Raw genomic sequence first — 25,716 nt, 5'->3', positions numbered from 1 at the left:
AATGCGCTTCTGATCGACAAGAGGGCCGGAAAAGGCCGACAACAGACAGGGAACACGCATGACCACAAACAATGACACCGGCGGTGTGCTCTGGGCCGGACGCTGGGGATTCGTGCTGGCGGCCACCGGCTCTGCGGTGGGGCTTGGCAATATCTGGAAATTTCCCTACATGACCGGCGAATACGGCGGCGCCGCCTTTGTGCTGGTCTATCTGCTGTGCATTGCCGCCATCGGGGTACCCCTGATGATGACCGAGATCGCCTTTGGCCGACGCGGCCGTGGCAGCCCGGTCGAAGCGGTCAGGCGCGTGGTGGCCGAATCTGGTGGTGGTTCCGGGTGGAGCATTCTGGGCTGGATGTCGATGATCTGCGGTTTCATGATCCTGAGCTTTTACGTAGTGGTTGCCGGCTGGTCGCTGTCGTATCTCTGGAAGGCCGTTACCGGCGGACTTTCCGCCGACAGCGTCGAGGGCATGGCGGCAATCTTTGAAGATAACAACGCCAATCCGTTCAATCTGGGCTTCTGGAGCACGCTGGTCACGCTGATCACCATGCTGATCGTGGGCAAGGGTGTGCAGGAAGGCATTGAGCGCAGCGTGCGCTGGATGATGCCCGGCATGGTGATCATGCTGGCGATTCTGATCGGCTTTGGCGTGTTCTCCGGTGGCTTTGAGCAGGCCGTCCACTTCTTGTTTGCCTTCGAGTTCGGCCAGCTCTCCGGTGAAGGGCTGCTGGCGGCGATGGGGCACGCCTTTTTTACCCTGTCACTGGCAGCAGGGGCGATCATGGCGTACGGCGCCTATCTGCCGGCCGGCACTTCCATCGTCCGTACAACCTTTACCGTCGCGATCTGTGACACGCTGGTGGCGCTGATGGCGGGGCTTGCCATCTTTCCGGTCATCTTTGCCAACGGCATGGACCCCGCCAGCGGTCCGGGGTTGATCTTCATGAGCCTGCCGCTGGCCTTTGCCCAGATGCCCATGGGCACGCTGCTGGAGGTCATCTTTTTTGTGATGCTGACGATGGCGGCGCTGACGTCGGCCATTTCGATGATCGAGGCCACCATCGCCTGGCTGGTGGAAAGTCATGGTATCGCTCGCAATCGCGCTGCCTGGGGCACGGGCATCGTGCTGTGGCTGGTGAGCACGCTGGCGATGCTGTCCTTTAATCTGGGTGCTGACTGGACGCTTGGCGGTCGAACCTTTTTTGACTGGCTGGACTATCTCACTTCGCGCTTTCTGATGCCGCTGGGTGGGCTCGGACTGGCGCTGCTGGCAGGCTTTGTGCTCAAGGACCGGATACTGCGCGATGAGCTGGGGCTCAATGGCATTGGCCACGCGCTGTGGCTGTTCATGATTCGCTATGTCTGTCCGCTGGCGATCGTGGTGATCTTTATCGATGCGCTTGGCTTCATGACGCTGGACGTCTCGACCCAGTGGGTCTGGGGTGTGGCGGCACTGGCGTTTTTCGTGGTGATCGGCGAGTGGCTTAGTCCGCGACTGCGTCGCCGGCCTGTGCACTGAATAGCACTGTGATTGGATCGATGCATGTTTCAGAAATGGGCATCAATGACGTGCTCAAAAAATGATGTCCTCAAAAAATGACGTTTTCGAAAAAAGGGCCGCCCGATGAGGGCGGCCCTTTTGTGTCGAAGCCTCTGGTTACGGTGCCGGCGGCAAGGTCGGGTCGTCCGGGATATTGGCGCTGTTGCCGGGCGCTTCACGACTCATGTGCAGAAACTGCAGGTGACGTTCGTACTGATCGAGGATGTCGTCGATCAGTTGATCGCGGCTGAAGCCGATCAGGTTGTAGCCCTGGCTGCCTTCCAGCAGATAGGCCTCGAGACGGTAGTAGCAGGACTGCGTCTTGTTGGCGCGACGAGCGAAGGAAGGTACCGGGAAGGCGCGCGGCCAGATCTGATAGGTAAAATTCTGCTCGCTGCCCAGCGCCACGTTGAGTTCCAGATGCAGCTCTTCGCCTTCGGCCCTGATGACCTCGGCCTCGAGCCCCTGCTCGGTCAGCTCCTGCGCCACGGCCTCCATGGCCGGGCGTGCGGTCATATTGATAAAGCCGCGAGCCTGACGCTGGCCGGGAAAATACATGGAACGTTTGAGACGCTTGCGCCAGTGGCGCGTGCCGCGTTCGCTGCCAGTGTGTGTTCGGCCCGAGAGACGCCCGGCAAGGCTGGCGCGGTGGCTGTCTTCCTTGAAGGCCTCGCTCTTGAAGGAGCGATAAAGCCCCGCCATGACAAAAAAGATCACGAACGAGAAGGGCAGGCCCATGATCACCACCATCCCCTGCAGTGCCGAAACGCCGCCGGCCATCAGAAGGGCCAGAGTGAGTAGACCGATCACGACCGACCAGAAGATGCGCAGCCAGATCGGGGCGTCGTGATGCACGCTGGACAGGCGCGAGGTGAAGTTACCCAGCACCAGCGCGCCGGAGTCTGCCGAGGTGACATAGAACAGCATGCCCAGAATCGTTGCCAGTGATGCTGTCCATATCACGCCCGGATACTGCTCAAGCAGGCCGTAGATGGAGCGCTCGGGGCTTTCCATGGCGATCTGTCCGAACGCGGTAGCGCCATCCAGAATGCTCTGGATAGCGCTGTTGCCAAAAATCGAGATCCACATCAGGGTAAAGATGAACGGAATGGTCAGGGTGCCGATCACGAACTCGCGGATGGTGCGCCCGCGCGAGATGCGCGCCAGGAAAAGCCCTACGAAAGGCGCCCAGGCCACCCACCAGGCCCAGAAGAACAGCGTCCAGGTATTGAGCCAGTCGGCGGGGCGGTCAAAGGCGAAAGTATTCAGCGTCATGCCCATGAAGCGGTTGGCGTAGTCACCGATATTGAGCACCAGCGCGTTGAGCAGAAAGACGGTATCGCTGGCAAACAGCACGTAGAGCAAAAGCACCACCGCCAGAAGCACGTTGAATTCGGAGATGCGTCGGATGCCCTTGTCGACACCGGAAACCACTGAAATGGTGGCCAGAATGACCGACAGGGCAATCAGGGCGCCCTGAATAAAGAGATTCTGGGGCAGGTCGAACAGATAGCTCAGCCCGTAATTGAGCTGAACCACGCCGATGCCCAGGCTGGTAGCGATCCCGAACACCGTGCCGATGACCGCGGCGATATCCACTGTATGGCCAATGGCACCTTCTACGCGTCGACCAAACAGCGGATAGAGTGCGCTGCGAATGGTCAGCGGCAGATTATAGCGGTAGCTGAAGTAGGCCAGCGCCATGCCCATCAGGGCGTACATGCCCCAGCCGGTGACACCGTAGTGGAACATGCCCCAGACCGTGGCCTGTCTGGCCGCTTCAAGCGTGCCGCCATCACCCACCGGTGGCGCCAGAAACTGGGTCACGGGTTCGGCCACGCAGAAAAACAGCAGATCGATGCCGATACCGGCGGCAAACAGCATTGCTGCCCACGAGCCCAGGCTGAATTCCGGACGCGAATGCTCCGGCCCCAGTCGAATGCTGCCAAAGCGGGAGGCGGCGACGAAGATGACAAAGCCCAGATAGAGGGTGGCGGCCAGAAAGTAGTACCAGCCAAAGGTGTTACTGATCCATTCAAGGACGGCAAAGATGATGGTGTTGGCGGTTTCGGTAAACAGCATGCCCCAGAGAGAAAAGGCCACGATACACAGGGCAGAGCCGTAGAACACGACCGGATTGAGACCGTCGCAAGGCTGTTCGGCCGTGTCAGTGTGATTGACGCCCATTGAAGGAGTTTCCTCGTTGCCGATGCAGTGATGAGTGATTCCTGAACGTCGCCCTCGTGACCCCGGGAACTCGAGATCACGAGGGCGTTTATCCGGACTTTATTGATTGGTCATTCAATCAACGTATAGCCTTTATTACAGGGCTTCAAGCAGAGGGAAGGGAAAATCCTCCGGTCCTGGACCATGGCAGGGGGTAGGGAGGATTCGGGGGAAGGGGTTGATCGCCCATAATGACAGCGTGATCACCCGGGGCTTCAGGAGAGACGTCATGACAGCGACCATGAGCTGGATGAGCGGTAAACTCAGGGCAATACAGGGCGACATTACGACCCTGGAAATGGATGCCATCGTCAATGCGGCCAATCATTCGCTGATGGGCGGTGGTGGTGTGGATGGTGCAATTCACCGCGCAGCAGGCCCTGAACTCAAAAAGGCCTGTGAAGTGCTGCGCCGCGAGCAATGGCCCGAAGGGCTGCCGGATGGAGAGGTGGCCATGACGCCTGGATTCAATCTTCCGGCGCGCCATGTCATTCACACCGTCGGGCCGGTATATGCCAAAACGGTCGACAGATCGGCACTGCTGGCCAGCTGCTATCAGAACTCGCTGGCGCTGGCACGCGATCATGGTATGCACACCATCGCCTTTCCGGCGATCTCGACCGGCGTTTACGGCTACCCGTTCGAGCAGGCCTGTGAGGTGGTCATCGGGGTCATGGCCGAAAGGCTGCCACACGGGGAACTGACGGCAACACTGTGCTTTTTCGGGCAAAAGGATCTGGAGGCCTTTCGCAATGTGGCCAGCCGTCTGGGATATCAGCGCGATCGCGGATAACGGCCAAATGCCCTGCCCGAGGCAATTTCCCGGCGCTCTGTCGCATCGCCGCTCGAGGTGATATTAGACCAAGGTCTTGTGTGCGAAAGTCGCCCCGGAGTACGGGGTCGGTTGTAACCCCATGATGCCTTTGCAAGAATGTTGCCAACATTTCACGGTAATGCCCCTTTTCCCGACAAGAGAGCCCCGGCATGGTAAAACAGTTCGATCAGCGTCATCGGCAATCACGACGCATTCTGATCATGGGGGTCTCCGGATCCGGCAAGTCGACCATCGGTGAAGCGGTGGCAGAGCGCACAGGGTGCGAGTACATCGACGGTGACAAGTACCATCCGCCGGAAAACATCGAAAAGATGACTCATGGTGAGGCACTGACGGATGAGGATCGTCAGGGCTGGCTTGAGGCACTGGCAGAGATTTTTGACCGTCATCGCAAGGACAACAGGAGCGTCATGATCGGCTGCTCGGGTTTGAAGCGGGCCTATCGCGATATCCTGCGCCAGGGGGATCCCGACCTGATCATTCTTTTCCTGGATGGCGATTACAACACCATTTTGCAGCGCATGGAGGAGCGTCAGCACTTCTTCTCACCGCAAATGCTGCGCACCCAGTTTGATACGCTGCAAACGCCGGGTCCCGATGAGGCCATCAGCATCGATATCTCGAAATCCTTTGATAACGTCATCGATCAATGCGTCGACAAGCTCGAAGCGCTGGACTGACCCTCCAGCCTGATTACCGCAGTCGGTGATCGCAGGAGGTGACAAGGCCCCGGGGAGTGATCTCCCCGGGGTTTTTGTCGTCAAGGCCCTGCTCGATAAAGGTCCTGCTCGATAAAAGCCCTACTCGATAAAGGCCTCGACGTTCTGACGCCGACCCAGCAGGAAAGCATCTGCCACGTGGCGAAACGGTGCCACGTCCACGTCACTGCGACCGTCGCGAATCAGCTGGGCAAAGCGCCGATAAAGGCCTGCGTATTCGACATCCTCACCGTCGACGATGCGCTCGCCGTTGATGTCCAGCTGGCTGCCGCCGCTGTCGAGGAGCAGCGTGCCGTCCTCGGTCTCGATCGTGATCCGCCAAGTCTGTGGGCCGGTCTGGCGCCAGTCGAAATCCGCATGAATAGGCGTGTCATGAATGTCGGTGAACTCAAGCGTGGCACCGATCGGTGACTGGCAGTTCTCTGGCACCTCAAGGGTTGCCTCACGCAGGAAAAAGGCCTCGGGCAGCACATGCGTGGCGATCGACAGCGCGTTGATGCCCGGATCGAACACGCCCAGACCGCCCGGTTCCCACACCCACTGCTGGCCCGGGTGCCATTGACGTACGTCCTCGCGCCACTGGATGTCAACGCCGGTCACACGGCGCGTCGACAGCCACTCGCGCGCTTTCTCGACGCCGGCGGCCTCCCGGGCGTGCCAGGTCGCATAAAGCGTGACGCCCTTTTGATCGGCGCGACGCACCAGGTCCTCGACCTCGCTGAGGCTCACACCCGGGGGCTTTTCCAGCAGCACATGCTTGCCGGCCTCGATGGCGGCCACGGCCTGGCCGTAGCGCACCTGCGGCGGCGTACACAGCGCCACGGCCTCAAGATCGGGGCTGGCCGACAGCAGCGTCTCCAGGTCCTGATGGTTATCAACGCCTTCAAGGGTGGCATGGCGACTGGCGATGGCGGTCAGCTCGAAATCGCGGTTGTCATTCAGGGCCGGCAGGTGCTGATCCTTTGCGATCTTGCCGAAGCCGGCAATGGCGATGGTGGTCATGAATCGATCTCTTGTCCTGGTGAGGGCGAACGGCGTTTTCGGCCATTCGATCCGGAGTTAAAACGTCAGTCGATAGCAGGTGTGCTGGCGGTAGTACTCGCCCGGCTCGAGCCGGGTCGAGGGGAAGTGCGCGTGGTTGGGCGCATCGGGAAACTGCTGCGCCTCCAGTGCCAGTCCACCAAAGGCCTTGATCGGGCGGCCCTCATGATCGCTCAGAGTGCCATCCAGACCGATGCCGGTATAGAGCTGCAGCGAGGGCTGGTCGGTAAAGACCGTCAGCTGCCGACCGCTCTCTGGTTCGACAAGCGTTGCCAGCGGCTGATCCCGGGCCACCCGGTCCAGTACCAGGGCGACGTCATGACCGCCGGCATGCCAAAGCTGCTCGCACTCGATCTGCTCGCGCGCCCGCGGAGTGGCCGGCGCTCGAAAGTCATAGGGCGTGTCGTCCACCGGGGCGATCGTGCCGGTCGGAATCGATTCATCGTCGAGCACCAGGTAGTGACTGGCCGCGCACTCGAGCCTGTGATCACGAACATCGCCATGGCCGTGCAGATTGAAATAGGCGTGATTGGTCAGGCTGACAACGGTCGGTTTCGAGCTTTGCGCCTCGTAGTCGATGGCAAGGCGATTATCCTCATCAAGGCTGTAATGCACCGTGACGGTCAACTCGCCCGGAAAGCCCATGTCGCCATCGGAAGAACGGCAGGTCAGGGTCACGCCGACCCGGTTGCTGTCCTCGAACAGAGCCCCCTCAAAGCGCTGGAAGCTCAGGCCTTTTGGCCCGCCATGCAGGGCGTTACGGCCCTCGTTGGGCACAATCTGAAAGGTCTGCCCATCGAGTTCGAAACGCGCCCCACAAAGACGGTTGGCGAAGCGTCCGACCAGGGCGCCGAAATAGGGATGCCCCTTGAGATACTGCGCCGGATCAGCAAACCCGAGCACCAGATCGATCGGCTTGCCGCTTGCCCGATCCGGAACGCGCAGGGCCTGAAGCGTGGCACCGTAATCAAGGATATCCACCTCCATGCCGGCACTGTTGCGCAGTCTGAAGCGCGTGAAGGGGGTGCCGTCATTGTACTGACCAGGGTGGTCACTTTCACAGTGCAAGGGCATGGGTCACTCCGCGGTCGATAAAGGGTCAAGGGCGTGTGTCGCTGCTGCTGCCGGGCAGTATAGAAGCCATGCCCGGCGCAGGGCGGACCAGCCCCTATCCTCGTACTGGCCGGCCGATGTGGCGAAGCCTTTTTCCCGCCATCAGCGCCTGCTCGATGCGCTCGAGCGCCACGCCGCGGGTTTCGGGCACCAGCATCAGCGTGATTCCAATGAAGGCAAAATTGAGCGCGGCATAGAGCCAGAACGTCATGGCGTTGCCCAGCACGTTGATCAGCGTCAGGAAGGTGGCCCCGATAATCATGTTGGCGACCCAGTTGGTGACCGTCGAGCAGGCCACGCCAAAGTCGCGACCCTTGAGCGGCTGAATTTCCGAGCACAGAATCCACACCATCGGTGCCGCCGACATGGCGTAGCTGATCACGAACATCCCGAGCAGCCCCAGTGCCAGATACTGGGTGGTGGCCCCTTCAAGGCCGTATTCAAACAGGGCGCCGAGCGCCAGCATGCACAGGCCCATGATGGTAAAGCCGGTGTAGAGCAGCGGCTTGCGCCCGGCCCGGTCGACCAGACCCACGGCAATCAGGGTGGCCAGCGTCATGACCAGACCGATGACAACCGTGCCCCAGAGCTGCTCGCTGGCGCTGTCAAAGCCTGCCATTTCCAGAATACGCGGGGCGTAATAGAGGATCACGTTGGCGCCGGTGAACTGCTGCATGAACTGCAGCGTCATGCCCAGACCGGTCGAGCGGCGAAAGTTGGCGTTGCGCTTGAAAAGCGCCCAGCCTGACTCGCCTATTTTGAGATTGCTGCGAATCTGCGCCATCTCTTCATCCACGCCTTTGCTGTCGTTGCCGCGCAGGCGCATCAGGATGCTGCGTGCCTCGTCAAAGCGCCCGCTGCTTGCCAGCCAGCGCGGGCTGCGGGGCAGAAAGATCATGCCCAGAAGCAACAGAACCCCGGGAACGGCAATGATGCCCAGCATGCCGCGCCAGTTGCCGCTGTAGCTGAACAGGGTATTGGTCAGATAGGCGAGCAGAATGCCGCCCATGATCATCAGCTGATAAAAGGAAATCAGCCGACCGCGAATGTGTTCCGGAGCGATCTCGGAGAGATAGATGGGCGCCACATAGGAGGAAATGCCCACGGCCACGCCCAGCACCAGTCTCGCCACAATCAGCATTTCGGGGGATACGGCCAGCGCCGAAAGCAGGGCACCTGCCACGAAGACCACACCGCTGACGGTCAGGGTCAGCTTGCGCCCCATTTTGCGTGACAGGGTGCCGCTGGCGCAGGCACCAAACGCCGCCCCCAGCATCATGACGCTGACGATGATTTCCTGCTGGCGATCGCTGACGCCAAAATCCTGTTCGATAAAGGGCAGGGCACCGGAGATGACGCCGATGTCCATACCAAAGAGAAGACCGGCCAGTGCGGCAACACCGCCGATCATGTATACGGTCGACATCGACGGGCGCGCAGCGTGGCCGGGCGCGTGGGATGTCGCGGTCATGGATGATTTCATAAGCTGCCCCGAAAGAGGTCACTGCATGGGTGAAAACAGGATCAACAACAGGGGGTGTATGTTGGACATTTAAGCCAAATGCTCAACATAGACTTTGGCCGCTTCGACCTTGGTCGAGTCTTGAGAAGTGGCCGGTGAGGCGATTGGCGTTACAGGGCACCTGTTCGGGCGGGAAAGACCTGCGCGAATCTGCACAGTCAGTGGTTTTTTGCCCAGGGGGGATTTTGGCTCTGCGGCAAACCTGGAGCGTGCGCTGGCCAGAACGAGCGTGCCGGCAAAGTGGCTCAGTCTGTCGGCGCGGCGTTCAGTGGCAGATGGTGGGGCACCGGTGCCGGCGTGACGGTCATGTTCAGCGTGGTAGCGGTGTCTTCCAGTACCGCGATGGCGGCGTGATAGGCCTCATTGGCCTGGCGCATGCGGATGGCCTCCATGAGACGACGGTGACTCTCGAGACTGTGCGTTGGGTCCAGCGTGCGGGTATTGCTGTGGGACACCAGCAGGTGGATGGAGGGGCGCAGCACGTGGGAGAGCTGGGACCAGACGATGTTGTGGGTGGCGTAGTAGATGGCGACATGAAAGGAGACATCGCAGTGGTCGTGCTGGGTGGTGTCCTCATCCAGATGATGACGCTGCATGCCCTCGAAGGCTTCCTCGATGGCGACCAGATCCCGAGCCGTGGCGCAGCCGGCAGCCATCATCGCCACCCAGGGCTCGACCGTCAGGCGAAAGCTCAGGATCTCGCGCTGAATCTCCAGATGAGGCCCGGCGAAGCGGGTGATCCAGTCCGTTACCGCTGGATCGAGAATATGCCACTGCGAGAATTCGCGTACGCGGGAGCCGTAACCGGAAATGCGCTCGATGACGCCCCCCTTGACCAGCGCCCCCAGGTGACGACGGACCACGTTGCGGCTCAGGCCGGACTGCCGGCAGATCTCCAGCTCCTTCGGGATGAAATCGCCCGGCTGATAGCGTCCCTCAAGGATTTCCCTGATCAGTTGATCGGCCACATGGTGGGGCTCATGGGCGGCGGTCTCGGTCATGCGATTCTCGGTAGTCATGGCGTCAGGATGGCAATCACCGGCTCGACATCACGGGCAGGCCCCGAGCCGCGGGTGGCGGAACGAGGCTCGGCGGCTCAGGCGCTGACGTGATCGGCGTCTCGATAGCGATGACCGGGCAGGCCCGGGGTCTCTACACGCATGGAAAAGAGCGAGCCGGCATCAGGATATTGATCCAGCGTGGCCTGCTCGAGCTCCTGACGCGCACAGGTGACATAGAGCGTGCGCAGATCGCTGTCACCAAAGACCACCTTGGTCGGGTTGGGGGCCAGCAGCGGCTGGGTTTCGATCACGTTACCGTGCTCGTCAAAATGCACCACGACACCGCCACCGTACATGGCCACCCAGTAGTGACCGGCCTCATCGATGGCCGCGCCGTCCGGCGACCCGGGTAGAGCCAGCGCCCGGGTGTCGGCAAAGAGCTCGGGTTTGCCCAGTGTCCCCGCCTCGATATCCAGCGGATAGCGATAAATCCTGTGGGTGGGCGTGTCGCTGAAATAAAGCCAGTCATTGTTCGGGCTGATGGCGATGCCGTTGGCAATGGTCACGCCATCAAAATGCGGCGTCAGCTCGCCGTGATAGCTGAAAAAGGCCCCGGTGGGATGGGTTTCCTCGGCATTTTTGGTGCCGAACCACAGTCGGCCATGGGCATCGCAGTGGGCGTCGTTGCACCAGCTGATGGACGGATTCTGCGGCCCCTCGACCAGCTGCTGCTGTTTCTGGCCCTGCGCGTCCAGGCGCCAGAGCCCGGAGCGAAAGGCAGCCAGATAGCCACCCTGCTCACTGGGCACGGCGTAGGCCAGCGGCTCGTCAAAGCGGTAGACCAGATGCTGGCTGGTCTCCGGGTCCAGCTGGTGCAGCTCTCCGCCCAGGATGTCCACCCAGTGAAGGCGCTGCTGGTGGCTGTCCCAGTGCGGGCCTTCTCCCAGTGCCATGGTCAGTGTCAGATGGGGTTCCAGCATGTTCCCTCCGTGGTATCAGTATTGGATGTTATCGCCCGGCGCGCATCGCGCCTGTGACGTGTTCTGGCCTACGGCGTCTCCAGCCCGGTCAGCTGCAGTCGTGCACTCAGTTTGCCATCGCGAAAATAGTCCGTCTGCACGAGAAGGCCCGGATAGCGCGACGTGAAGTAGAAGTGCAGGCGCCGATCAGGCTTGTCTTCATCCCAGGCTTCCACATGGCGCGTCTTCCAGTGGCCCTGGGGGACGGTCATTTCAGGATCATCGATGACCCGCCAGGCCATGTCGTGCTTGCGCGTCTTGTGATCGACGTAGGCAAACGTGCAGGGCGTCGTCTGGCGACCGCGGCAGGAGGGGGCGTCAAACGCCTGGCGGCTGAGTGCAAACAGCGCTGCCTGGCGGTCGGGCAGATTCGAGAGCTGCTGTTGGTCAAGCCGATAGGTGTCGCCAAAGCCGAACAGCCGGTAGCGGCTGTAAAAACTCCAGGGGACAGCGGTGGTGTCATCGCGCAGGTGAAAACGGCTGTATTCATAGCCGGTGGCGATCCTGATCGAGGCGTGCATGGTGGTACGCCAGCCGTCCTTGTCCTGCTCGAGTTGATGGGTCATGTCGGCGTTGGGCCAGCCGTCGATCACGAGATGATATTCGGCCTTGAAGGGATGAACCTCCTGAGCCTGGATCGGAGCGGACAGCAGCAGGGCCGTCACCAGCAGAAATACATGACGCATGACGTCTCCTGTCGGTAGAAGCGGGGGCTCGGCATCAGTACCCGATTGCAGGGTCCACGGTATCGAGAGGCTCGCCGCGTGTCAGTGCCAGAATATCGGCCGCAAACTGGCGGGCGCCTTCACTCACGTCGGTGGGCGCTGCCACGTGGGGTGTCACGATGACACGAGGGTCGTGCCAGAGCGGGTGATGCGCCGGCAGGGGCTCGTCGGGAAACACGTCCAGCAGCGCGCCGCGCAGGTGGCCGCGCCCGATGAGGGTGAGCAGGGCATCCGGGTCCAGCGTGGTGCCGCGCCCGGCATTGATCACCACGGCGCCTTCGGGCAGGCAGGCCAGACGCTGTTCGTTCAGCAGGCCGCGGGTTTCGGGCGTGTCCGGCAGCAGGCTGACAATGACCCGGGAGGTGTTCAAAAGCCCGGTCAGACCGGCCTCACCGTGATGGGTGTCGATGCCCTCACAGTGTTTCGGTGAGCGGCTCCAGCCCTGCACCTCGAATCCCTGAGCGCGTATACGATGAGCACACGACTGACCGAGCGTGCCCAGCCCGATGATGCCCACGCGCCAGTCACTGCGATCGGCCAGCGGTTGCGCCTGCCAGTGCGCTTTTTCCTGCTGACGACGGTAGCGATCCATGTCGCGATGGAAATGCAGAATGCCGTAGAGCGCATAGTCGGCCATCAGCGCGCCCATGCCGGCATCGCGCAGGCGAACGATGGGGACATCCGGCAGGTCGGGAAGACTCAGCAGAGCATCCACGCCGGCGCCGGCGTTGAAGATTGCCCTGAGAGACATATCCTGACATGCCAGCAGCGAGGCCGGCGGCTTCCACACCACCAGAATATCGGCTGGGCCTTCGCCGGCCTCTTCGGTGGTCACGATCTCGACCCCGGGCAGCACCGGCTGGAGTTCGCGCGTCAATACCTCCTGCCAGCGCGTCGCTTCCGGGGCATGAATCAGAATGCGCATGTCGTCTCTCCTGGCATGTGCGGGGCAGCAGGGGCCGACCGGGCCGGCTTAGAGCCAGCCGCGGTGCTTGAAGTACAAAAAAGGCGTCAGACCCGACAGGAACATGATGAAAATGGCAAAGGGATACCCCAGCGGCCAGTGCAGCTCCGGCATGACGTCAAAGTTCATGCCGTAGATGCTGGCAATCATGGTGGGCGGGAGAAACACGACCGAGGCGATCGAGAAGATCTTGATGATCTGGTTCTGCTGGATGTTGATAAAGCCCTGGGTCGTGTCCATCAGGAAGTTGACCTTGTCGGACAGGAACGTGTTGTGCGACATCAGCGCATCCACGTCCTGAAGCACTTCACGGGCCTGTTCCTGCAGCTCCGGATGGCGACGCAGATGACGCAGCAGAAAGTGCAATGACCGCTGGGTATCCATCAGGCACAGACGGATCTTGCCGACGCTGTCCTCGACCTTGGCCAGACGGTCGATGGCGTCCTCGAGATCGGAGTCCTCGACTTCAAGCACCTGATGACTGACCTGTTCGAGATCGCGGTGCATGTCCTCGACGCTGTCAGCCAGGTTTTCCACCTTCTGCTCGAAGATGGTGACCATCAGCTCCTGGGGAGAGCCGGCCTCGATCTGGCCGCGGCGGGCGCGCAGACGCAGCAGTCTGAAGTCGGCCAGATCCTCCTCGCGCAGACTCAGAAGCCGCTGGGACTGAAGAATGAAGGCCACCGTCGTGTTCTGGTGCTTGCCTTCGTTGCGGGTCAGGAACAGCGAGTGAACGTGAAGGCCATCGGCGTCCGAGAAGTAGCGCGCCGATGATTCGATCTCTTCGACATCGGTGCTGCCGGGCAGCTCCTCGGCAAGAAAGGGGGCCAACGCTTCACGTTCGCTGTCGCTGGGTTCCTGAGCATCGATCCAGGTGGCCTGCGACAGACGCGCGTTGAGTTCGTCGTCGGCCAGTTCATGAATGGTGTGCTGCTCGAGGCTGTAGGTCCTGATCATGATGACATTCCGACACGATATGAATGCCTGTCATGATCCCAGAGCGCAGAGACATTGCCAAAGACTTTCCATTCAGCGCGCTTCGGCCTCCCGCGCCGGACAGCGGATATGGATCAGCCAGGAAAACCGAGCGTCACGGTATCGATGCCGCTGCAATGGCACTCGGCATCCCTGTCAATCAAAAGCGCTGCCAGCGTTTCAAGACAGAGCACGGACATGATTCTTTTCTGGGCTCCTGTCCCGATCACGATCAGGCGCTTGCATTGCTCGATGGGGGGCGTCTCTCTTTCCTGTTCGCCGCGCCAGCGCACCATCAGGCTGTCTGCCGGTGCGTCGATATATTCGATATGACGCGCATTATCGATCATGAAACCGACCAGATAGTCACCGCTGGCTACCAGCAACACATCTGTGGCCGGTATGTTGTGAGGGGCGCCCAGTAACGCGCGAAGGTCGACAAGAGAGACGGAGCGACCGCGGTGCGCGATGGTGCCTGTCCAGCCCTCATCGGCATGTGAGCTGGTCGTGAATTTGCCGGGCATGGCGATCACTTCGCTGATCTGCTCCAGTGGCGTGACGAACTGCCCGGCAGCATCAAAGTGCACATAGGCAAAGCGATGATAGGGGACTTCCCCTGTGGTTTTTTGACCTTCCCGGGATGCATACATCGCCGCCAGCGTCAGGACATCGGTGTTCCCGGCAAAACGTGCGGCATCCACCAGCAGGGATTCGCCCAGCTCCGGATGATGGATCATGCCGGAGAGAGCCGCGCCATGATGATCATGGGTGTTGGCCAGTGTCATGACATCCTCTCGGTGGTACGTCATCATGCGAATCACCTGATCCACACAAAGGGCCAAAGGCTGTTCCCGTACGGTCACGACCACCATCAGCTGACCCTGCGGCTGCCCCTGATCAGCAAGACCTGCCAATGCAAGAGGGTCAAAGACCGCCAGCGTCTGGCGCCGCAGCATTGTCGTTCCCATGAAGCCGGAAACGTCCATGACGGGCTCTGCCAGTGTCCCCATGGTCTGAATTTCGCGCACCATATCTGCCGGCAGGCTCAGCTGAGTGTCACCACAGCCGATAAGCAGGGCGCGTTCAGCACTGCTTTTGCGGGTTGACTTCTCACGAGAATCTGTACCGTCGGCCTCGTCGTGATGGGTTTGGCGGGCCAGCATCATGCCGGGCAGTTCAAACAGGGCGTTGATATCGAGCACATATACCAGTCTGTCGCCATCGGTAAAGGCCGCCGGCGTCAGGGGCGGGTGTTCTGGGGTCGCGCTGTCCAGTGGCTGCAACTGGTCGTTGGAAACGTGCGCAATGCTGTGAATCGTATCCACGCGCAGGCCGAAGTGGCCATTGTGCCAGCGCACGATGGCCACCTGATCTTCACGCTCACGCGTGCCCTGACTGTCATCAAGCTGCAGCAGGCGCGCCAGATCGATGACCGGGATCAGCTCATCTCGAAGTCTGAATGCGCCCAGGGCGTAGGCCGGCGCCATGGGCGCCGGTGTCAATGCATGAGGCAGGGATACGACTTCTCGTATCACGGTGGTGCTCAGGGCCACGTTGCTCTGACCGATGCCAAATACGCCATAGGCATCCGATGATGATGTTGGCGACCGGGACATGATTAATGACCCTGATCAGTGGCGGAATGGCTCTTGTGGGCCGTGGCAGCATTCAGCCTTTGAATGGCCTGGGCCACATGGTCGGCGTTGTTGAGCTGCCCCTGAGTGGTTCGGGTAATTTCATCCACGGCGCTGCTGGTTTTCTCGATCCCTTCAACAATCTTGTCAAACGAGGTTCGGGCATCGCGCGTGACAATGTTGCCTTCCTCGATACGGCGTGAGGACTCGCCCAGCAGACGATTGATCTGGCGAGTGGCATCGGAGGATTTTTCGGCCAGCTTTCTGACCTCATCGGCGACCACCGAGAAGCCAAGGCCATGTTCACCGGCACGAGCCGCTTCGATGGCGGCATTGAACGCCAGCAGATTGGTCTGGTTGGCAATCTCGCCGATCACCTTGACGATGGCGTCGACATCCTCGGAGCCCTTGCGAATGGCGTCCATGACATCCACCGATCGTGCCAGCGTGCTGCTGCCGTGGCGCGCCTCTTCCTGGGTGGTATGGGCCAGCTGCTGAGTCAGCTGGGCATTTTCAGCGATGGCATTGATGGAGGTGTTCAGATCGACAATGCTGCCGCCCATGGAGGCTGCCTGGTCTCTGATGCTGTCTTCCAGCGTGACCTGCTCGGTGATGTCGGTGGCAAACTTGATGATCTTGTAGACCTGGCCGCTGGGATCAAAGATCGGGTTGTAAGTGCCCTGAATCCAGACGCGGCGGCCAAACTTGCCCTGACGGCAGAACCGGCCGCTGATGAACTCACCAAGGCTGAGCTTTTGCCAGAAGTCGCGATAATCGGTGCTGGTAACGTAGTCATCATCGCAGAAAATACGATGATGCTGGTTCTGCACCTCTTCCAGGGTATAGCCCATGGTATGCAGAAAGTTACGGTTGGCGGTCAGGATATTGCCCTTGAGATCAAACTCGATGACGGCCTGAGAGCGGTCGATGGCCTTGAGCCGGCTTTCTCGTTCGGTACCTTCGCGTTTCTGAGCAGTAATGTCGGTGGCAAACTTGACGATCTTGAAAGGACGGCCATCCATGTCAAGGATCGGGTTGTAGGTGGCCTGTAGCCACACTTCCCGCCCATTGCGTCCTACGCGACGAAATTCGCCGCTCATGGGTTTGCCGCGGTTGAGTTCATCCCAGAAGTGGCGATATTCATCGCTGCTGACATGGGATGGGTCACAGAACATGCGGTGGTGCTGGCCACGGATGTCATCGAAGCGATAGCCGATGGTACTCAGGAAATTCGCATTGGCGTTGAGCACATGCCCTTCGAGATCAAACTCGATGACGGCCTGCGCCCGGCTGATGGCATTGACCTTGCCTTCAAACTCGGCGTTGATCAGCTTGCGCTGGGTAATGTCGGTAGCGAACTTGACCACCTTGTAGGGGCGGCCCACGGCATCCAGAATCGGGTTGTAGGTCGCCTGCAGCCAGATTTCGCTGCCGTCCTTGCGAAAGCGCCGGTATTCGCCATGGGTAAATTCGCCCCTGGCCAGTTCGTTCCAGAAATCACGATATTCGGCGGTCTTGGCATAGGCTTCATCACAGAACATGCGGTGATGCTCTCCGATGATCTCACTGGCGCGATACCCGGTGGCCATCAGAAAGTTTTCATTGGCCGACAGGATCTTGCCCTTCAGATCGAATTCGATGACGGCCTGTGCCCGGCTGATGGCATCCACCTTGCCCTCGAACTCGGCGTCATGCTGTTTCTGCTGGGTAATATCGGAGGCGAGCTTGATGACGCGGACAGGCTTGCCGTTGTCATCGCAGACAGGGCTATAGGTGGCCTGAAGCCAGATTTCGCGACCATTATTGGCGATGCGTCGATATTCGCCGGCATCAAATTCGCCGCGGCCAAGCTTTTGCCAGAAAGCGCGATACTCGGGCTGTGAGGTTTCCTCGGGATCACAGAACATACGGTGATGTTTGCCCTTGATGTCCTGCAGGGTGTATCCCATCGTCTTCAGGAAGTTGTCATTGGCATCGACGACAATCCCTTCTGTCGTGAACTCGATGACGGCATGGGAACGATCGATGGAGGCCCTGAGGAAATCATGCTGGGAATTCAGGCTTTTGAGGGCATCACTCATGTGACTGGTATCACTCATTTTGGTATCCCGGCGCGCTCGGGGTGGCGCCATTTCAAAAAGACAGGGTAAAGGGGCGATAGGACACCGCGCCCTGGTTGACGCTATAACGACGATATTGAACGGGCACTTTAATCAAATCCGACAATGTGACTGACAGTTTTCTGTCATGAGTCGGCAGGCCGGATCGCGGCCGGGAAGGCCGGGCTCGTTCAGAATCATGTTCTGCCCCATGAAAGCTTTTGACCCTGACAATCGGGCAGGGGCAGACTGACCAGAAGCAGGGACGAGTGCATGGCAACCATTGCTCTTGTGCATCATGCTTGTTAGCGGGATGTCGTTGAACACAACAAATGCCCGGTTTCCGGACCGGGAAAAGCGAGCGCCAATGACCGACATTGCACTTCCCTTTACGCGCGAGGAGTACGCTCAGCGTCTGGCCCGGGTGAGGGCGGCGATGGCGCGTGCCGAGCTGGATCTTCTGATCGTTTATGATCCCTCCAACATGGCGTGGCTGACCGGCTATGACGGCTGGTCGTTCTACGTTCACCAGTGTGTTCTCATCAGCCTCGATCAGGAGCCTGTCTGGTATGGGCGCCGACAGGACAGCAACGGCGCGATACGTACCTGCTACATGAATCCGGATACCCATGTGACCTGGTATCCGGACTACTACGTCCAGAATCCCGATATGCACCCGATGGAGTACCTGTGTCAGTCAATCCTGCCTCATTGGCAGTGGCACAGAGGGCGTATCGGCGTCGAGATGGACAACTATTATTTCTCGGCAAAGGCCTATACCAGCCTGCTGGCCAATCTGCCCGAAGCGACGCTGGTGGATGCCAATGGACTGGTCAACTGGTGCCGGGCGATCAAGTCGCCCACCGAAATCGAGTACATGCGCGTGGCCGGGCGTATCGTGGATGAAATGCATGCCCGCATTCTGGACATGGTCGAGCCCGGCCTGCCCAAGAGCCGGCTGGTGGCCGAGATCTATCGGGCCGGGGTGGAAGGGGTCGAGGGGCATGGTGGTGACTATCCGGCCATCGTGCCGCTGCTGCCCACCGGCAAGGACGCCGCGGCGCCGCATCTGACGTGGGACGATGCACCGTTCAGAACGGGTGAGGGCACCTTCTTCGAGATTGCCGGTGTCTACAAGCGCTACCACGCGCCGCTGTCACGTACCGTCTTTCTGGGCCGGCCGACCCGAGACTTTCTGCGCGGTGAGTCGGCACTGCTTGAAGGCATCGAAAACGGTCTCGAGGTTGCCAGACCCGGTAACCGCTGCTGCGATCTGGCCATGGCGCTGGGCGCGGCCATGGACAAGTGGGGATTTGACCGCGGTGGCGCTCGATGCGGCTATCCCATCGGGCTGAGCTATCCGCCCGACTGGGGCGAGCGCACCATGAGTCTGCGTCCGAGTGACAACACTATCCTCGAACCCGGCATGACCTTTCATTTCATGCCGGGCATGTGGATGGATGACTGGGGGCTCGAGATTACCGAATCGATCCTGATTACCGAGACCGGCGTGGAGACCTTCAGTAATTTTCCGCGTCAGCTCTTCGTCAAATAACGCGTCGCGGGTCAACCAGTACGCCACTGGTCATCAATACGCCACTGGTCATCAATACGCCACTGGTCATCAATACGCCACTGGTCATCAATACGACACTATTCAGGGGAGCAGCACGGCTTATGCGTCCAAGTCCCATTTCCGCTACCGTCGATTTCGAGGCCGATGGCGTCCAGCACGGCTTTCTCAAGCTGCCGGTCTCCCATGACGAGTCCGCCTGGGGGGCAGTCATGATTCCGGTCACCGTGGTCAAGAATGGTGAAGGTCCCACGGCACTGCTGACCGGTGGCAATCACGGCGATGAGTACGAGGGCATCACGGCCCTTTTGAAGCTGGCCCGGCGTCTGAAGGCAGAAGAGGTGCAGGGGCGGGTCATCATTGTGCCGATGATGAATCAGCCGGCCGCGCAGGCAGGACGTCGCACCTCGCCAATGGATCGCGGCAACCTCAATCGCAGCTTCCCGGGCGACCCGGATGGCGGGCCGACAAAGCAGATTGCTGACTATTTTACCCGCTATCTGGTGCCGATGTGCGACTACGCGCTGGATCTGCACTCGGGGGGACGCACGCTGGATATCCTGCCCTTTGCCGCTGCCCATCGGCTGGAAGATCTGGATCTCGAACGAAAGAGTCTTGAAGGCGCCATGGCGTTCGGGGCCGGCACCGCCATCATGATGTATGAACTTGATGCCGCCGCGCTTTATGACACCGTGGTCGAGCAGCAGGGCAAGGTACTGGTGACCACCGAGCTGGGCGGCGGCGGCACGTCAACGCCGGCAAGCATCGAGATCAGCGAACGCGGCGTACACAACTTTCTGGTCTTTACCGGGATCGTGGCCGGCGACCTGCAGCGCCCGGCGCGTCAGCAGTATGTCGAAATGCCGGACGCCTCGTGCTACGTGCAAAGCGAGCACACGGGGCTTCTGGAGATGACCTGCGCGCTTGGCGGGCTGGTTCGCCAGGGCGAGGTGGTCGCCCGGATCTGGGACATCACGCGCACCGGTGCAGAACCTGTCGAGTATCGCGCCGGGCGTGACGGGCTGGTGCTGGCCCGGCGCTTTCCGGCGCGCGTCGAGATGGGCGATACCCTGATCGTCATTGGTGAGGTGGTCGAAACGCTTGAGCGCTAAACGCGCCGCATCGGGCGGCAGTAAGCACCTGCCGCCTGACATCCGGTATCCCTGCGACAGGAGGTCATGATGAAGCTCGATCAGTACGATTTTCGTATTCTCGAGATCCTGTCGCGTGACGGGCGCATCACCAAGTCCCGGCTGGCCGAGGCGATCAATCTGTCGGTCAGCCCCTGCTGGGAGCGGGTTCGAAGACTTGAGCGTGCCGGCATCATCGAGGGCTACAGCGCCCGCATCAGTGACCGGGTTCGGGTGGCACTGACCGCCGTGTGGGTACAGATCGAGCTGGAAAATCACAGCGTGAGCGTATCCGAGCGTTTCGAGCGCACCGTGCGCGAGACGCCACAGGTCAGCGAGTGCGTGGCCGTGGGTGGCGGGGTGGACTATCTACTGTTGATCGAGGCCGAAAGCATCGACCAGTATCAGCGTCTGATTGATCACTGGCTGATGGAGGGACTCGCCATCCGTCGTTACTTCACCTATATCGTGACCAAATCCATCAAAAGGGCGTCATCACCGCTGATCCGGCTTCGGGCCGACAATGCAAATTGAGCGCGCCGACGCTTTCGCGTAAACTGATCTCCCATCCTGGCTCGCCCTTCTGGCCGGCCTTCGCCCAGCATTAACAGGTTCCCCATGACGACGCGATATATTTTCGTGACCGGTGGCGTTGTGTCTTCTCTTGGTAAAGGCATCGCTGCAGCTTCTCTGGCCGCTATTCTGGAAGCCCGTGGCCTGAAGGTCACGATTCTCAAGCTCGACCCCTATATCAACGTCGATCCGGGCACCATGAGCCCCTTCCAGCATGGTGAGGTCTTTGTCACCGAAGATGGTGCCGAGACCGATCTTGATCTGGGCCACTACGAGCGTTTTATTCGCTCGCGCATGACCCAGGCCAATAACTTCACCACCGGTCGGGTCTACGAGCACGTACTCAGAAAAGAGCGCCGCGGTGACTACCTGGGCGGTACCGTTCAGGTCATTCCGCACATTACCGATGAAATCAAGCGTCGCGTGAAGGCCGGTGCCGAAGGCTATGACGTAGCGCTGGTCGAGATCGGTGGCACCGTCGGCGACATCGAGTCGCTGCCGTTTCTGGAAGCCATCCGTCAGCTGCGCAGCGAAGTCGGCTCCACCCGCGCGCTGTACATGCACCTGACGCTGGTGCCCTACATCAAGACGGCCGGCGAGACCAAGACCAAGCCTACCCAGCACAGCGTCAAGGAGCTGCGCTCCATCGGCATTCAGCCGGATATCCTGCTGTGTCGCAGCGAAGTCGAGCTTGAGGCCAGCGAGCGTCGCAAGATCGCGCTCTTTACCAACGTGGACGAGCGTGCCGTCATCCCGATGCAGGATGCCGATACGATCTATCGAATCCCGCTGATGCTGCACGATCACGAGCTTGACGACATCGTCTGCGACAAGCTGCGTCTTGATCCGCCGCCCGCGGATCTGAGCGAGTGGGTCAGAGTGCTCGACGCCAAGCTCAACCCGCTCAAGACCATCAACATCGCGATGGTCGGCAAGTACATGGAGCTGCTGGACGCCTACAAGTCGCTCAATGAATCGCTGATGCACGCCGGTATCCAGACCCGTGTAAAGGTCAATATCGACTATATCGATTCTGAAACCATCGAACGCGAAGGCGTCGAGCGGCTTGAAGGCAAGGATGCGATTCTGGTGCCTGGCGGTTTTGGCTCGCGCGGCGTGGAAGGCAAGATCGCCACGGCCCGCTACGCCCGCGAAAACGGCATCCCCTATCTGGGCATCTGTCTGGGCATGCAGGTCGCGGTCATCGAGTTTGCCCGTCACGTGGCCGGCTGGCGCGATGCCAACTCCACCGAGTTCACCCACGACACGCGTCATCCCGTGGTGGGTTTGATTACCGAGTGGATCACGCCGGAAGGGCGGATCGAAACCCGCGACGAGTCCTCCGATCTGGGCGGCACCATGCGTCTGGGCGGGCAGAGCTGCATGCTGGCAGAAGGCTCGAAGGCCCGCGAGATCTACGGCAGCGACACCATTGTCGAGCGTCATCGCCACCGCTACGAGATCAACGATCAGTTCGTCTCCGAACTGGAGGGCGCCGGCATGGTCTTCTCCGGTCGCAGTGTGGACCAGTCGCTGGTCGAAATGGTCGAACTGCCGGATCATCCCTGGTATGTTGCCTGCCAGTTCCATCCGGAATTTACCTCGACCCCGCGCGATGGGCATCCGCTCTTCACCGGTTTTGTGAACGCTGCGCTGACGCATCGCGCCGCGCGTTCCCACAAGGCCGGCACGCGCGACCAGCAGGAGCGTGAAGATGACAGGCACTGAGACGACCGCACAGAAAAGTGTCGCCATTGGCGATATCACTAACGGCAACCAGCAGCCGCTGACGCTCTTTGGCGGCATGAACGTGCTGGAGTCGCGGGAACTGGCCATCGAAGTGGCCGATGCCTGGGTTGAGGCAACGAAGGCGCTGGGCATTCCCTACGTGTTCAAGGCCAGCTTTGACAAGGCCAATCGCAGCTCGATCCACTCCTACCGCGGGCCGGGTCTGGACGAAGGACTGAAGATCCTTGACGAGATCAAACGCCGCTTCAACGTGCCGGTGCTGACCGACGTTCACGAGCCGGATCAGGCGCGCGCCGTGGCCGAGGTCTGCGATGTCATCCAGCTGCCGGCCTTTCTGGCCCGCCAGACCGATCTGGTGGTGGCGATGGCAAAAACCGGTGCGGTGGTCAATATCAAGAAGCCGCAGTTCATCGCCCCGCACGAAATGCGCCATATCATCACCAAGTTTGAAGAAGCCGGTAACGATCGGTTGATTCTGTGCGAGCGCGGCTCGAGCTTTGGCTATAACAATCTTGTGGTCGACATGCTCGGTTTCGGCGAGATGAAAAAAACCGGCTATCCGGTGCTTTTCGATGTCACCCACTCGCTGCAGCAGCCGGGCGGTCGTGCCGACAGCGCCGGCGGACGCCGTCAGCAGGTGGTGGAGCTGGCCCGTGCCGGTGTGGCCACCGGCATTGCCGGGCTGTTTGTCGAGGCGCACCCTGACCCGGACAATGCGCGTTGCGATGGTCCCTGTGCATTGCCGCTGGACCGACTGATGCCCTTTCTGGAGCAGATCAAAATGCTCGATGGGGTGGTCAAGCATTTCGACCCGATCGACATTCGCTAGTCCTGAAACGCCGGTCATGATGACCGGCGTTTTTATTGGCGTGTGTGTCCTGAGGTGAACAAATCGTTCGACTTTGGTCTAAAGAGTGTCATGAAAACGCTGGCATGGCAGGCAGGCGGATCGCTTTCTATGCTTTCATGACGCGTTCATTCGAGTCCGGTCCAAAGGCGTGGGCCGGAAGTTTAACCAGTGAGGATGCTTTTGATGGCCGAGATTGTTGATATACATGGACTCGAAGTGCTCGATTCGCGCGGCAACCCTACTGTCATGGCCACGGTCACGCTGGCCGGCGGCATCCGCGAGCAGGCCTATGCACCGTCGGGTGCCTCGACCGGCTCGCGTGAAGCACTGGAGCTGCGCGACGGCGACAAGTCACGCTATCTGGGCAAGGGCGTCAAGAAGGCTGTTGAAGCGGTCAACACGGTAATCCGCGAGCGCCTCAAGGGCATGGATGCCAGCGATCAACGCGCGCTGGATCAGGCCATGCTCGAGCTGGATGGTACCGATAACAAGGGCAGTCTGGGCGCCAACGCCATTCTGGCCGTATCGCTGGCAGCGGCGCGTGCAGCGGCCACGGAGAAGGGGCAGCCGCTTTACGCCCACATCGCCGAGCTCTATGGCACGCCGGGTCAGTACAGCATGCCGCTGCCGATGATGAACATCATGAATGGCGGTGAGCACGCCGACAACAACATCGATATTCAGGAGTTCATGGTTCAGCCGGTCGGCGCGAAGAGCTTCGCCGAAGGCCTGCGCATGGGCGCTGAAATCTTCCATGCCCTCAAGAAGGTGCTTTCCGGTCGCGGCCAGTCCACGGCCGTGGGCGATGAGGGCGGCTTTGCGCCGAACCTGGAATCCAATGCCGATGCGCTGGGTGCGATCAAGCAGGCGGTCAGCGATGCCGGCTATCAGCTCGGCACGGATGTGACGCTGGCGCTCGACTGCGCGGCGTCCGAATTCTACAAGGATGGCCAGTACACGCTCTCCGGTGAAAACAAGAGCTTCACCAGCGAGAGCTTTGCCGACTACCTGGCCGACCTGGTGGATCAATACCCGATCGTGTCCATCGAGGACGGGCTGGACGAGTCCGACTGGGATGGCTGGAAGGCCCTGACCGACAAGCTCGGCGATCGCGTCCAGCTGGTGGGTGATGATCTGTTCGTGACCAACACGCGTATCTTCCGTGAAGGTATCGACAAGGGTATCGGCAACTCTATCCTGATCAAGTTCAACCAGATCGGCTCGCTGACCGAGACACTGGATGCCATCAAGATGGCGCGTGATGCCGGCTATACTGCCGTCATCTCTCACCGCAGCGGTGAAACGGAAGATACCACCATTGCGGATCTGGCCGTGGGAACCTGCGCCGGTCAGATCAAGACCGGCTCGCTGTCACGCAGTGACCGTGTGGCCAAGTACAACCGTCTGCTGGTGATCGAGGATCAGCTTGCCGGCAAGGCACCCTACAGGGGTCTGGCCGAGGTGAAGGGGCAGTCCTAAGCTGCGCCGATTTTTGATCTGAATCATTAAAATTAATCCGACTGCCATGGGTAGTCGGATTTTTTATGCCCGGACTCTATATTCGACGAATCCTGGACGATTGGCTTGACCCGCAAGGGGTGCAGCACCCACCATAAGTGTATTCGAAGCGGTCCATGTATGGGCACAAAGCTACCTTCCTCTCGTAACCAGCTGATATTATTGATATTTTTATTCTAAAAAAGCAATCTGATCGACATTTTTTTCGATTAAATATTTTTTAAAAAGTTTTGCACTGATCAGAAAATCTGATTGTGCAATTTCCTGACGGCGGCAAATGGATGGCGCCACTCAGGAATCCCCCAACCACAACACGGGTTTTGGCGCGCTGGGTATCGGACGGATTCGATTTCTTCGCATGGATGACGCCAATGGATTCGGGCCAACGGACAGGCTCAAGGACGCAGGATGCAAGGGCGGCCCCACGGGGCCGCCTTTTTTATGCCCGAACATCTTTTATGCCCAAACGTCGGGTCCAGTCATCGAAGAAACCGGGGCGGGAGTGTCAGGGCAGCAAAGGCTGTATCGGGTCAATAAAAGGCAGGAGGGGCGGGGCGCCAGCGGCCCCGGTTCAGGTATCAGCGCGTGAGTTTTTCAATCTTGCCGGGAACGCCATTCCACTCATCGGCGTCGGCCGGCGGGTCCATGCGCTCGTTGATATTGGGCCACTGCTCGGCCAGATCGGCGTTGATCTCGATAAACTTCTCCTGACCCTCCGGCAGCTCATCCTCCGAGAAAATGGCTTCGGCCGGGCACTCAGGCTCGCACAGGGCGCAGTCAATGCATTCGTCGGGATGAATGACCAGAAAGTTGGGGCCTTCATAGAAACAGTCGACCGGGCAGACTTCCACACAGTCCGTGTATTTGCATTGAATGCAGTTCTCGGTGACGACAAAGGTCATGTCAC

Annotated in this window: 21 protein-coding genes; 9 read left to right on the top strand and 12 right to left on the bottom strand. The window is 60.1% G+C overall.

Annotation, left to right across the window (positions count from 1 at the left end; genetic code table 11):
* Positions 1–58: 58 nt before the first annotated feature.
* A complete protein-coding gene (locus BM079_RS10680) occupies positions 59–1,522 on the top strand; it encodes a sodium-dependent transporter (RefSeq protein ID WP_090133827.1) in 1,464 nt (487 codons plus the stop codon).
* A 138-nt stretch (positions 1,523–1,660) separates the two neighbouring features.
* Here the strand turns inward: BM079_RS10680 and betT are convergent, their stop codons facing one another.
* The gene (gene betT, locus BM079_RS10675) at positions 1,661–3,730 is read right to left on the bottom strand and encodes a choline BCCT transporter BetT (RefSeq protein WP_090133825.1); all 2,070 of its coding nucleotides are present in this window, start codon (positions 3,728–3,730) and stop codon (positions 1,661–1,663) included.
* Positions 3,731–3,998: 268 nt separating this feature from the next.
* Between betT and BM079_RS10670 the strand changes: the two genes are divergently transcribed.
* Both BM079_RS10670 and BM079_RS10665 read left to right on the top strand, forming a co-directional pair.
* The gene (locus BM079_RS10670) at positions 3,999–4,562 is read left to right on the top strand and encodes an O-acetyl-ADP-ribose deacetylase (protein ID WP_090133823.1); all 564 of its coding nucleotides are present in this window, start codon (positions 3,999–4,001) and stop codon (positions 4,560–4,562) included.
* 191 nt (positions 4,563–4,753) lie between these two features.
* Complete coding sequence (locus BM079_RS10665) at positions 4,754–5,284, top strand: gluconokinase (protein WP_090133820.1); 531 nt, start codon at positions 4,754–4,756, stop codon at positions 5,282–5,284.
* Positions 5,285–5,404: 120 nt separating this feature from the next.
* On the opposite strand, the gene BM079_RS10660 is transcribed toward BM079_RS10665, so the two are convergent.
* From BM079_RS10660 to BM079_RS16960, 10 genes are all read right to left on the bottom strand, one after another.
* Positions 5,405–6,325: a Gfo/Idh/MocA family protein gene (locus BM079_RS10660; protein ID WP_090133817.1), complete on the bottom strand. Its 921-nt coding sequence runs from the start codon at positions 6,323–6,325 to the stop codon at positions 5,405–5,407.
* A gap of 57 nt (positions 6,326–6,382) precedes the next feature.
* The gene (locus tag BM079_RS10655) at positions 6,383–7,438 is read right to left on the bottom strand and encodes an aldose epimerase family protein (RefSeq protein ID WP_090133815.1); all 1,056 of its coding nucleotides are present in this window, start codon (positions 7,436–7,438) and stop codon (positions 6,383–6,385) included.
* A gap of 94 nt (positions 7,439–7,532) precedes the next feature.
* Positions 7,533–8,948 carry a sugar porter family MFS transporter gene (locus BM079_RS10650; protein ID WP_281243952.1) on the bottom strand — a complete coding sequence of 472 codons (1,416 nt, stop codon included), beginning with the start codon at positions 8,946–8,948 and terminating at the stop codon, positions 7,533–7,535.
* 296 nt (positions 8,949–9,244) lie between these two features.
* Positions 9,245–10,000, bottom strand: a complete 756-nt coding sequence (locus BM079_RS10645; protein WP_090133809.1) for a FadR/GntR family transcriptional regulator — start codon at positions 9,998–10,000, stop codon at positions 9,245–9,247.
* 95 nt (positions 10,001–10,095) lie between these two features.
* Complete coding sequence (locus BM079_RS10640) at positions 10,096–10,980, bottom strand: SMP-30/gluconolactonase/LRE family protein (protein WP_090133807.1); 885 nt, start codon at positions 10,978–10,980, stop codon at positions 10,096–10,098.
* A 68-nt stretch (positions 10,981–11,048) separates the two neighbouring features.
* Positions 11,049–11,705 (bottom strand): hypothetical protein, encoded by a 657-nt coding sequence (locus BM079_RS10635; protein ID WP_090133804.1) that lies wholly within the window; start codon positions 11,703–11,705, stop codon positions 11,049–11,051.
* A 34-nt stretch (positions 11,706–11,739) separates the two neighbouring features.
* Complete coding sequence (locus BM079_RS10630; protein ID WP_090133802.1) at positions 11,740–12,669, bottom strand: 2-hydroxyacid dehydrogenase; 930 nt, start codon at positions 12,667–12,669, stop codon at positions 11,740–11,742.
* Positions 12,670–12,717: 48 nt separating this feature from the next.
* On the bottom strand, positions 12,718–13,665 hold the full coding sequence (gene corA / locus BM079_RS10625) for a magnesium/cobalt transporter CorA (RefSeq protein ID WP_090133800.1): 948 nt from the start codon (positions 13,663–13,665) through the stop codon (positions 12,718–12,720).
* Between the two features lie 113 nt (positions 13,666–13,778).
* Entirely contained in the window at positions 13,779–15,299 is a 1,521-nt protein-coding gene (locus tag BM079_RS10620) for a chemotaxis protein CheW (RefSeq protein ID WP_090133798.1), read from the bottom strand.
* A 2-nt stretch (positions 15,300–15,301) separates the two neighbouring features.
* On the bottom strand, positions 15,302–17,416 hold the full coding sequence (locus tag BM079_RS16960; protein WP_090133796.1) for a methyl-accepting chemotaxis protein: 2,115 nt from the start codon (positions 17,414–17,416) through the stop codon (positions 15,302–15,304).
* 367 nt (positions 17,417–17,783) lie between these two features.
* On the opposite strand from BM079_RS16960, the gene doeA reads away from it, so the two are divergent.
* The 6 genes from doeA to eno all read left to right on the top strand — a co-directional run bounded on the left by doeA (position 17,784) and on the right by eno (position 24,770).
* A complete protein-coding gene (doeA, locus tag BM079_RS10610; RefSeq protein WP_090133793.1) occupies positions 17,784–18,971 on the top strand; it encodes an ectoine hydrolase DoeA in 1,188 nt (395 codons plus the stop codon).
* Between the two features lie 122 nt (positions 18,972–19,093).
* Positions 19,094–20,101, top strand: a complete 1,008-nt coding sequence (doeB, locus tag BM079_RS10605) for a N(2)-acetyl-L-2,4-diaminobutanoate deacetylase DoeB (RefSeq protein ID WP_090133790.1) — start codon at positions 19,094–19,096, stop codon at positions 20,099–20,101.
* A gap of 69 nt (positions 20,102–20,170) precedes the next feature.
* Positions 20,171–20,653: an Lrp/AsnC family transcriptional regulator gene (locus tag BM079_RS10600; protein ID WP_090133787.1), complete on the top strand. Its 483-nt coding sequence runs from the start codon at positions 20,171–20,173 to the stop codon at positions 20,651–20,653.
* Between the two features lie 84 nt (positions 20,654–20,737).
* Positions 20,738–22,420, top strand: coding sequence for a CTP synthase (locus BM079_RS10595; RefSeq protein WP_090133785.1), 1,683 nt, complete (start codon positions 20,738–20,740; stop codon positions 22,418–22,420).
* Positions 22,407–23,270 (top strand): 3-deoxy-8-phosphooctulonate synthase, encoded by an 864-nt coding sequence (gene kdsA / locus BM079_RS10590; protein WP_090133783.1) that lies wholly within the window; start codon positions 22,407–22,409, stop codon positions 23,268–23,270. The genes BM079_RS10595 and kdsA overlap by 14 nt, the downstream gene beginning before the upstream one ends.
* A gap of 204 nt (positions 23,271–23,474) precedes the next feature.
* The gene (gene eno, locus BM079_RS10585; protein WP_090134254.1) at positions 23,475–24,770 is read left to right on the top strand and encodes a phosphopyruvate hydratase; all 1,296 of its coding nucleotides are present in this window, start codon (positions 23,475–23,477) and stop codon (positions 24,768–24,770) included.
* A gap of 617 nt (positions 24,771–25,387) precedes the next feature.
* Here the strand turns inward: eno and fdxA are convergent.
* Positions 25,388–25,711: a ferredoxin FdxA gene (fdxA, locus tag BM079_RS10575; protein ID WP_090133779.1), complete on the bottom strand. Its 324-nt coding sequence runs from the start codon at positions 25,709–25,711 to the stop codon at positions 25,388–25,390.
* Positions 25,712–25,716: the final 5 nt, after the last annotated feature.

Source organism: Kushneria avicenniae (genome assembly GCF_900112585.1).
Classification (GTDB): Bacteria; Pseudomonadota; Gammaproteobacteria; order Pseudomonadales; family Halomonadaceae; genus Kushneria; species Kushneria avicenniae.
This window is presented reverse-complemented; position numbering and strand designations above follow the sequence as displayed.

What these genes read in the sequence shown, in the direction of transcription:
- BM079_RS10670 (WP_090133823.1), top strand. Translation starts at nt 3,999, where the DNA reads ATGACAGCGACCATGAGCTGGATGAGCGGTAAACTCAGGGCAATACAG.
- betT (WP_090133825.1), bottom strand. Translation starts at nt 3,730, where the DNA reads ATGGGCGTCAATCACACTGACACGGCCGAACAGCCTTGCGACGGTCTC.
- BM079_RS10620 (WP_090133798.1), bottom strand. Translation starts at nt 15,299, where the DNA reads ATGTCCCGGTCGCCAACATCATCATCGGATGCCTATGGCGTATTTGGC.
- BM079_RS10600 (WP_090133787.1), top strand. Translation starts at nt 20,171, where the DNA reads ATGAAGCTCGATCAGTACGATTTTCGTATTCTCGAGATCCTGTCGCGT.
- BM079_RS10660 (WP_090133817.1), bottom strand. Translation starts at nt 6,325, where the DNA reads ATGACCACCATCGCCATTGCCGGCTTCGGCAAGATCGCAAAGGATCAG.
- BM079_RS10595 (WP_090133785.1), top strand. Translation starts at nt 20,738, where the DNA reads ATGACGACGCGATATATTTTCGTGACCGGTGGCGTTGTGTCTTCTCTT.
- eno (WP_090134254.1), top strand. Translation starts at nt 23,475, where the DNA reads ATGGCCGAGATTGTTGATATACATGGACTCGAAGTGCTCGATTCGCGC.
- BM079_RS10665 (WP_090133820.1), top strand. Translation starts at nt 4,754, where the DNA reads ATGGTAAAACAGTTCGATCAGCGTCATCGGCAATCACGACGCATTCTG.
- BM079_RS10630 (WP_090133802.1), bottom strand. Translation starts at nt 12,669, where the DNA reads ATGCGCATTCTGATTCATGCCCCGGAAGCGACGCGCTGGCAGGAGGTA.
- corA (WP_090133800.1), bottom strand. Translation starts at nt 13,665, where the DNA reads ATGATCAGGACCTACAGCCTCGAGCAGCACACCATTCATGAACTGGCC.
- fdxA (WP_090133779.1), bottom strand. Translation starts at nt 25,711, where the DNA reads ATGACCTTTGTCGTCACCGAGAACTGCATTCAATGCAAATACACGGAC.
- doeB (WP_090133790.1), top strand. Translation starts at nt 19,094, where the DNA reads ATGCGTCCAAGTCCCATTTCCGCTACCGTCGATTTCGAGGCCGATGGC.
- BM079_RS10640 (WP_090133807.1), bottom strand. Translation starts at nt 10,980, where the DNA reads ATGCTGGAACCCCATCTGACACTGACCATGGCACTGGGAGAAGGCCCG.
- BM079_RS16960 (WP_090133796.1), bottom strand. Translation starts at nt 17,416, where the DNA reads ATGAGTGATACCAGTCACATGAGTGATGCCCTCAAAAGCCTGAATTCC.
- BM079_RS10635 (WP_090133804.1), bottom strand. Translation starts at nt 11,705, where the DNA reads ATGCGTCATGTATTTCTGCTGGTGACGGCCCTGCTGCTGTCCGCTCCG.
- doeA (WP_090133793.1), top strand. Translation starts at nt 17,784, where the DNA reads ATGACCGACATTGCACTTCCCTTTACGCGCGAGGAGTACGCTCAGCGT.
- BM079_RS10680 (WP_090133827.1), top strand. Translation starts at nt 59, where the DNA reads ATGACCACAAACAATGACACCGGCGGTGTGCTCTGGGCCGGACGCTGG.
- BM079_RS10645 (WP_090133809.1), bottom strand. Translation starts at nt 10,000, where the DNA reads ATGACCGAGACCGCCGCCCATGAGCCCCACCATGTGGCCGATCAACTG.
- BM079_RS10650 (WP_281243952.1), bottom strand. Translation starts at nt 8,948, where the DNA reads ATGACCGCGACATCCCACGCGCCCGGCCACGCTGCGCGCCCGTCGATG.
- kdsA (WP_090133783.1), top strand. Translation starts at nt 22,407, where the DNA reads ATGACAGGCACTGAGACGACCGCACAGAAAAGTGTCGCCATTGGCGAT.
- BM079_RS10655 (WP_090133815.1), bottom strand. Translation starts at nt 7,438, where the DNA reads ATGCCCTTGCACTGTGAAAGTGACCACCCTGGTCAGTACAATGACGGC.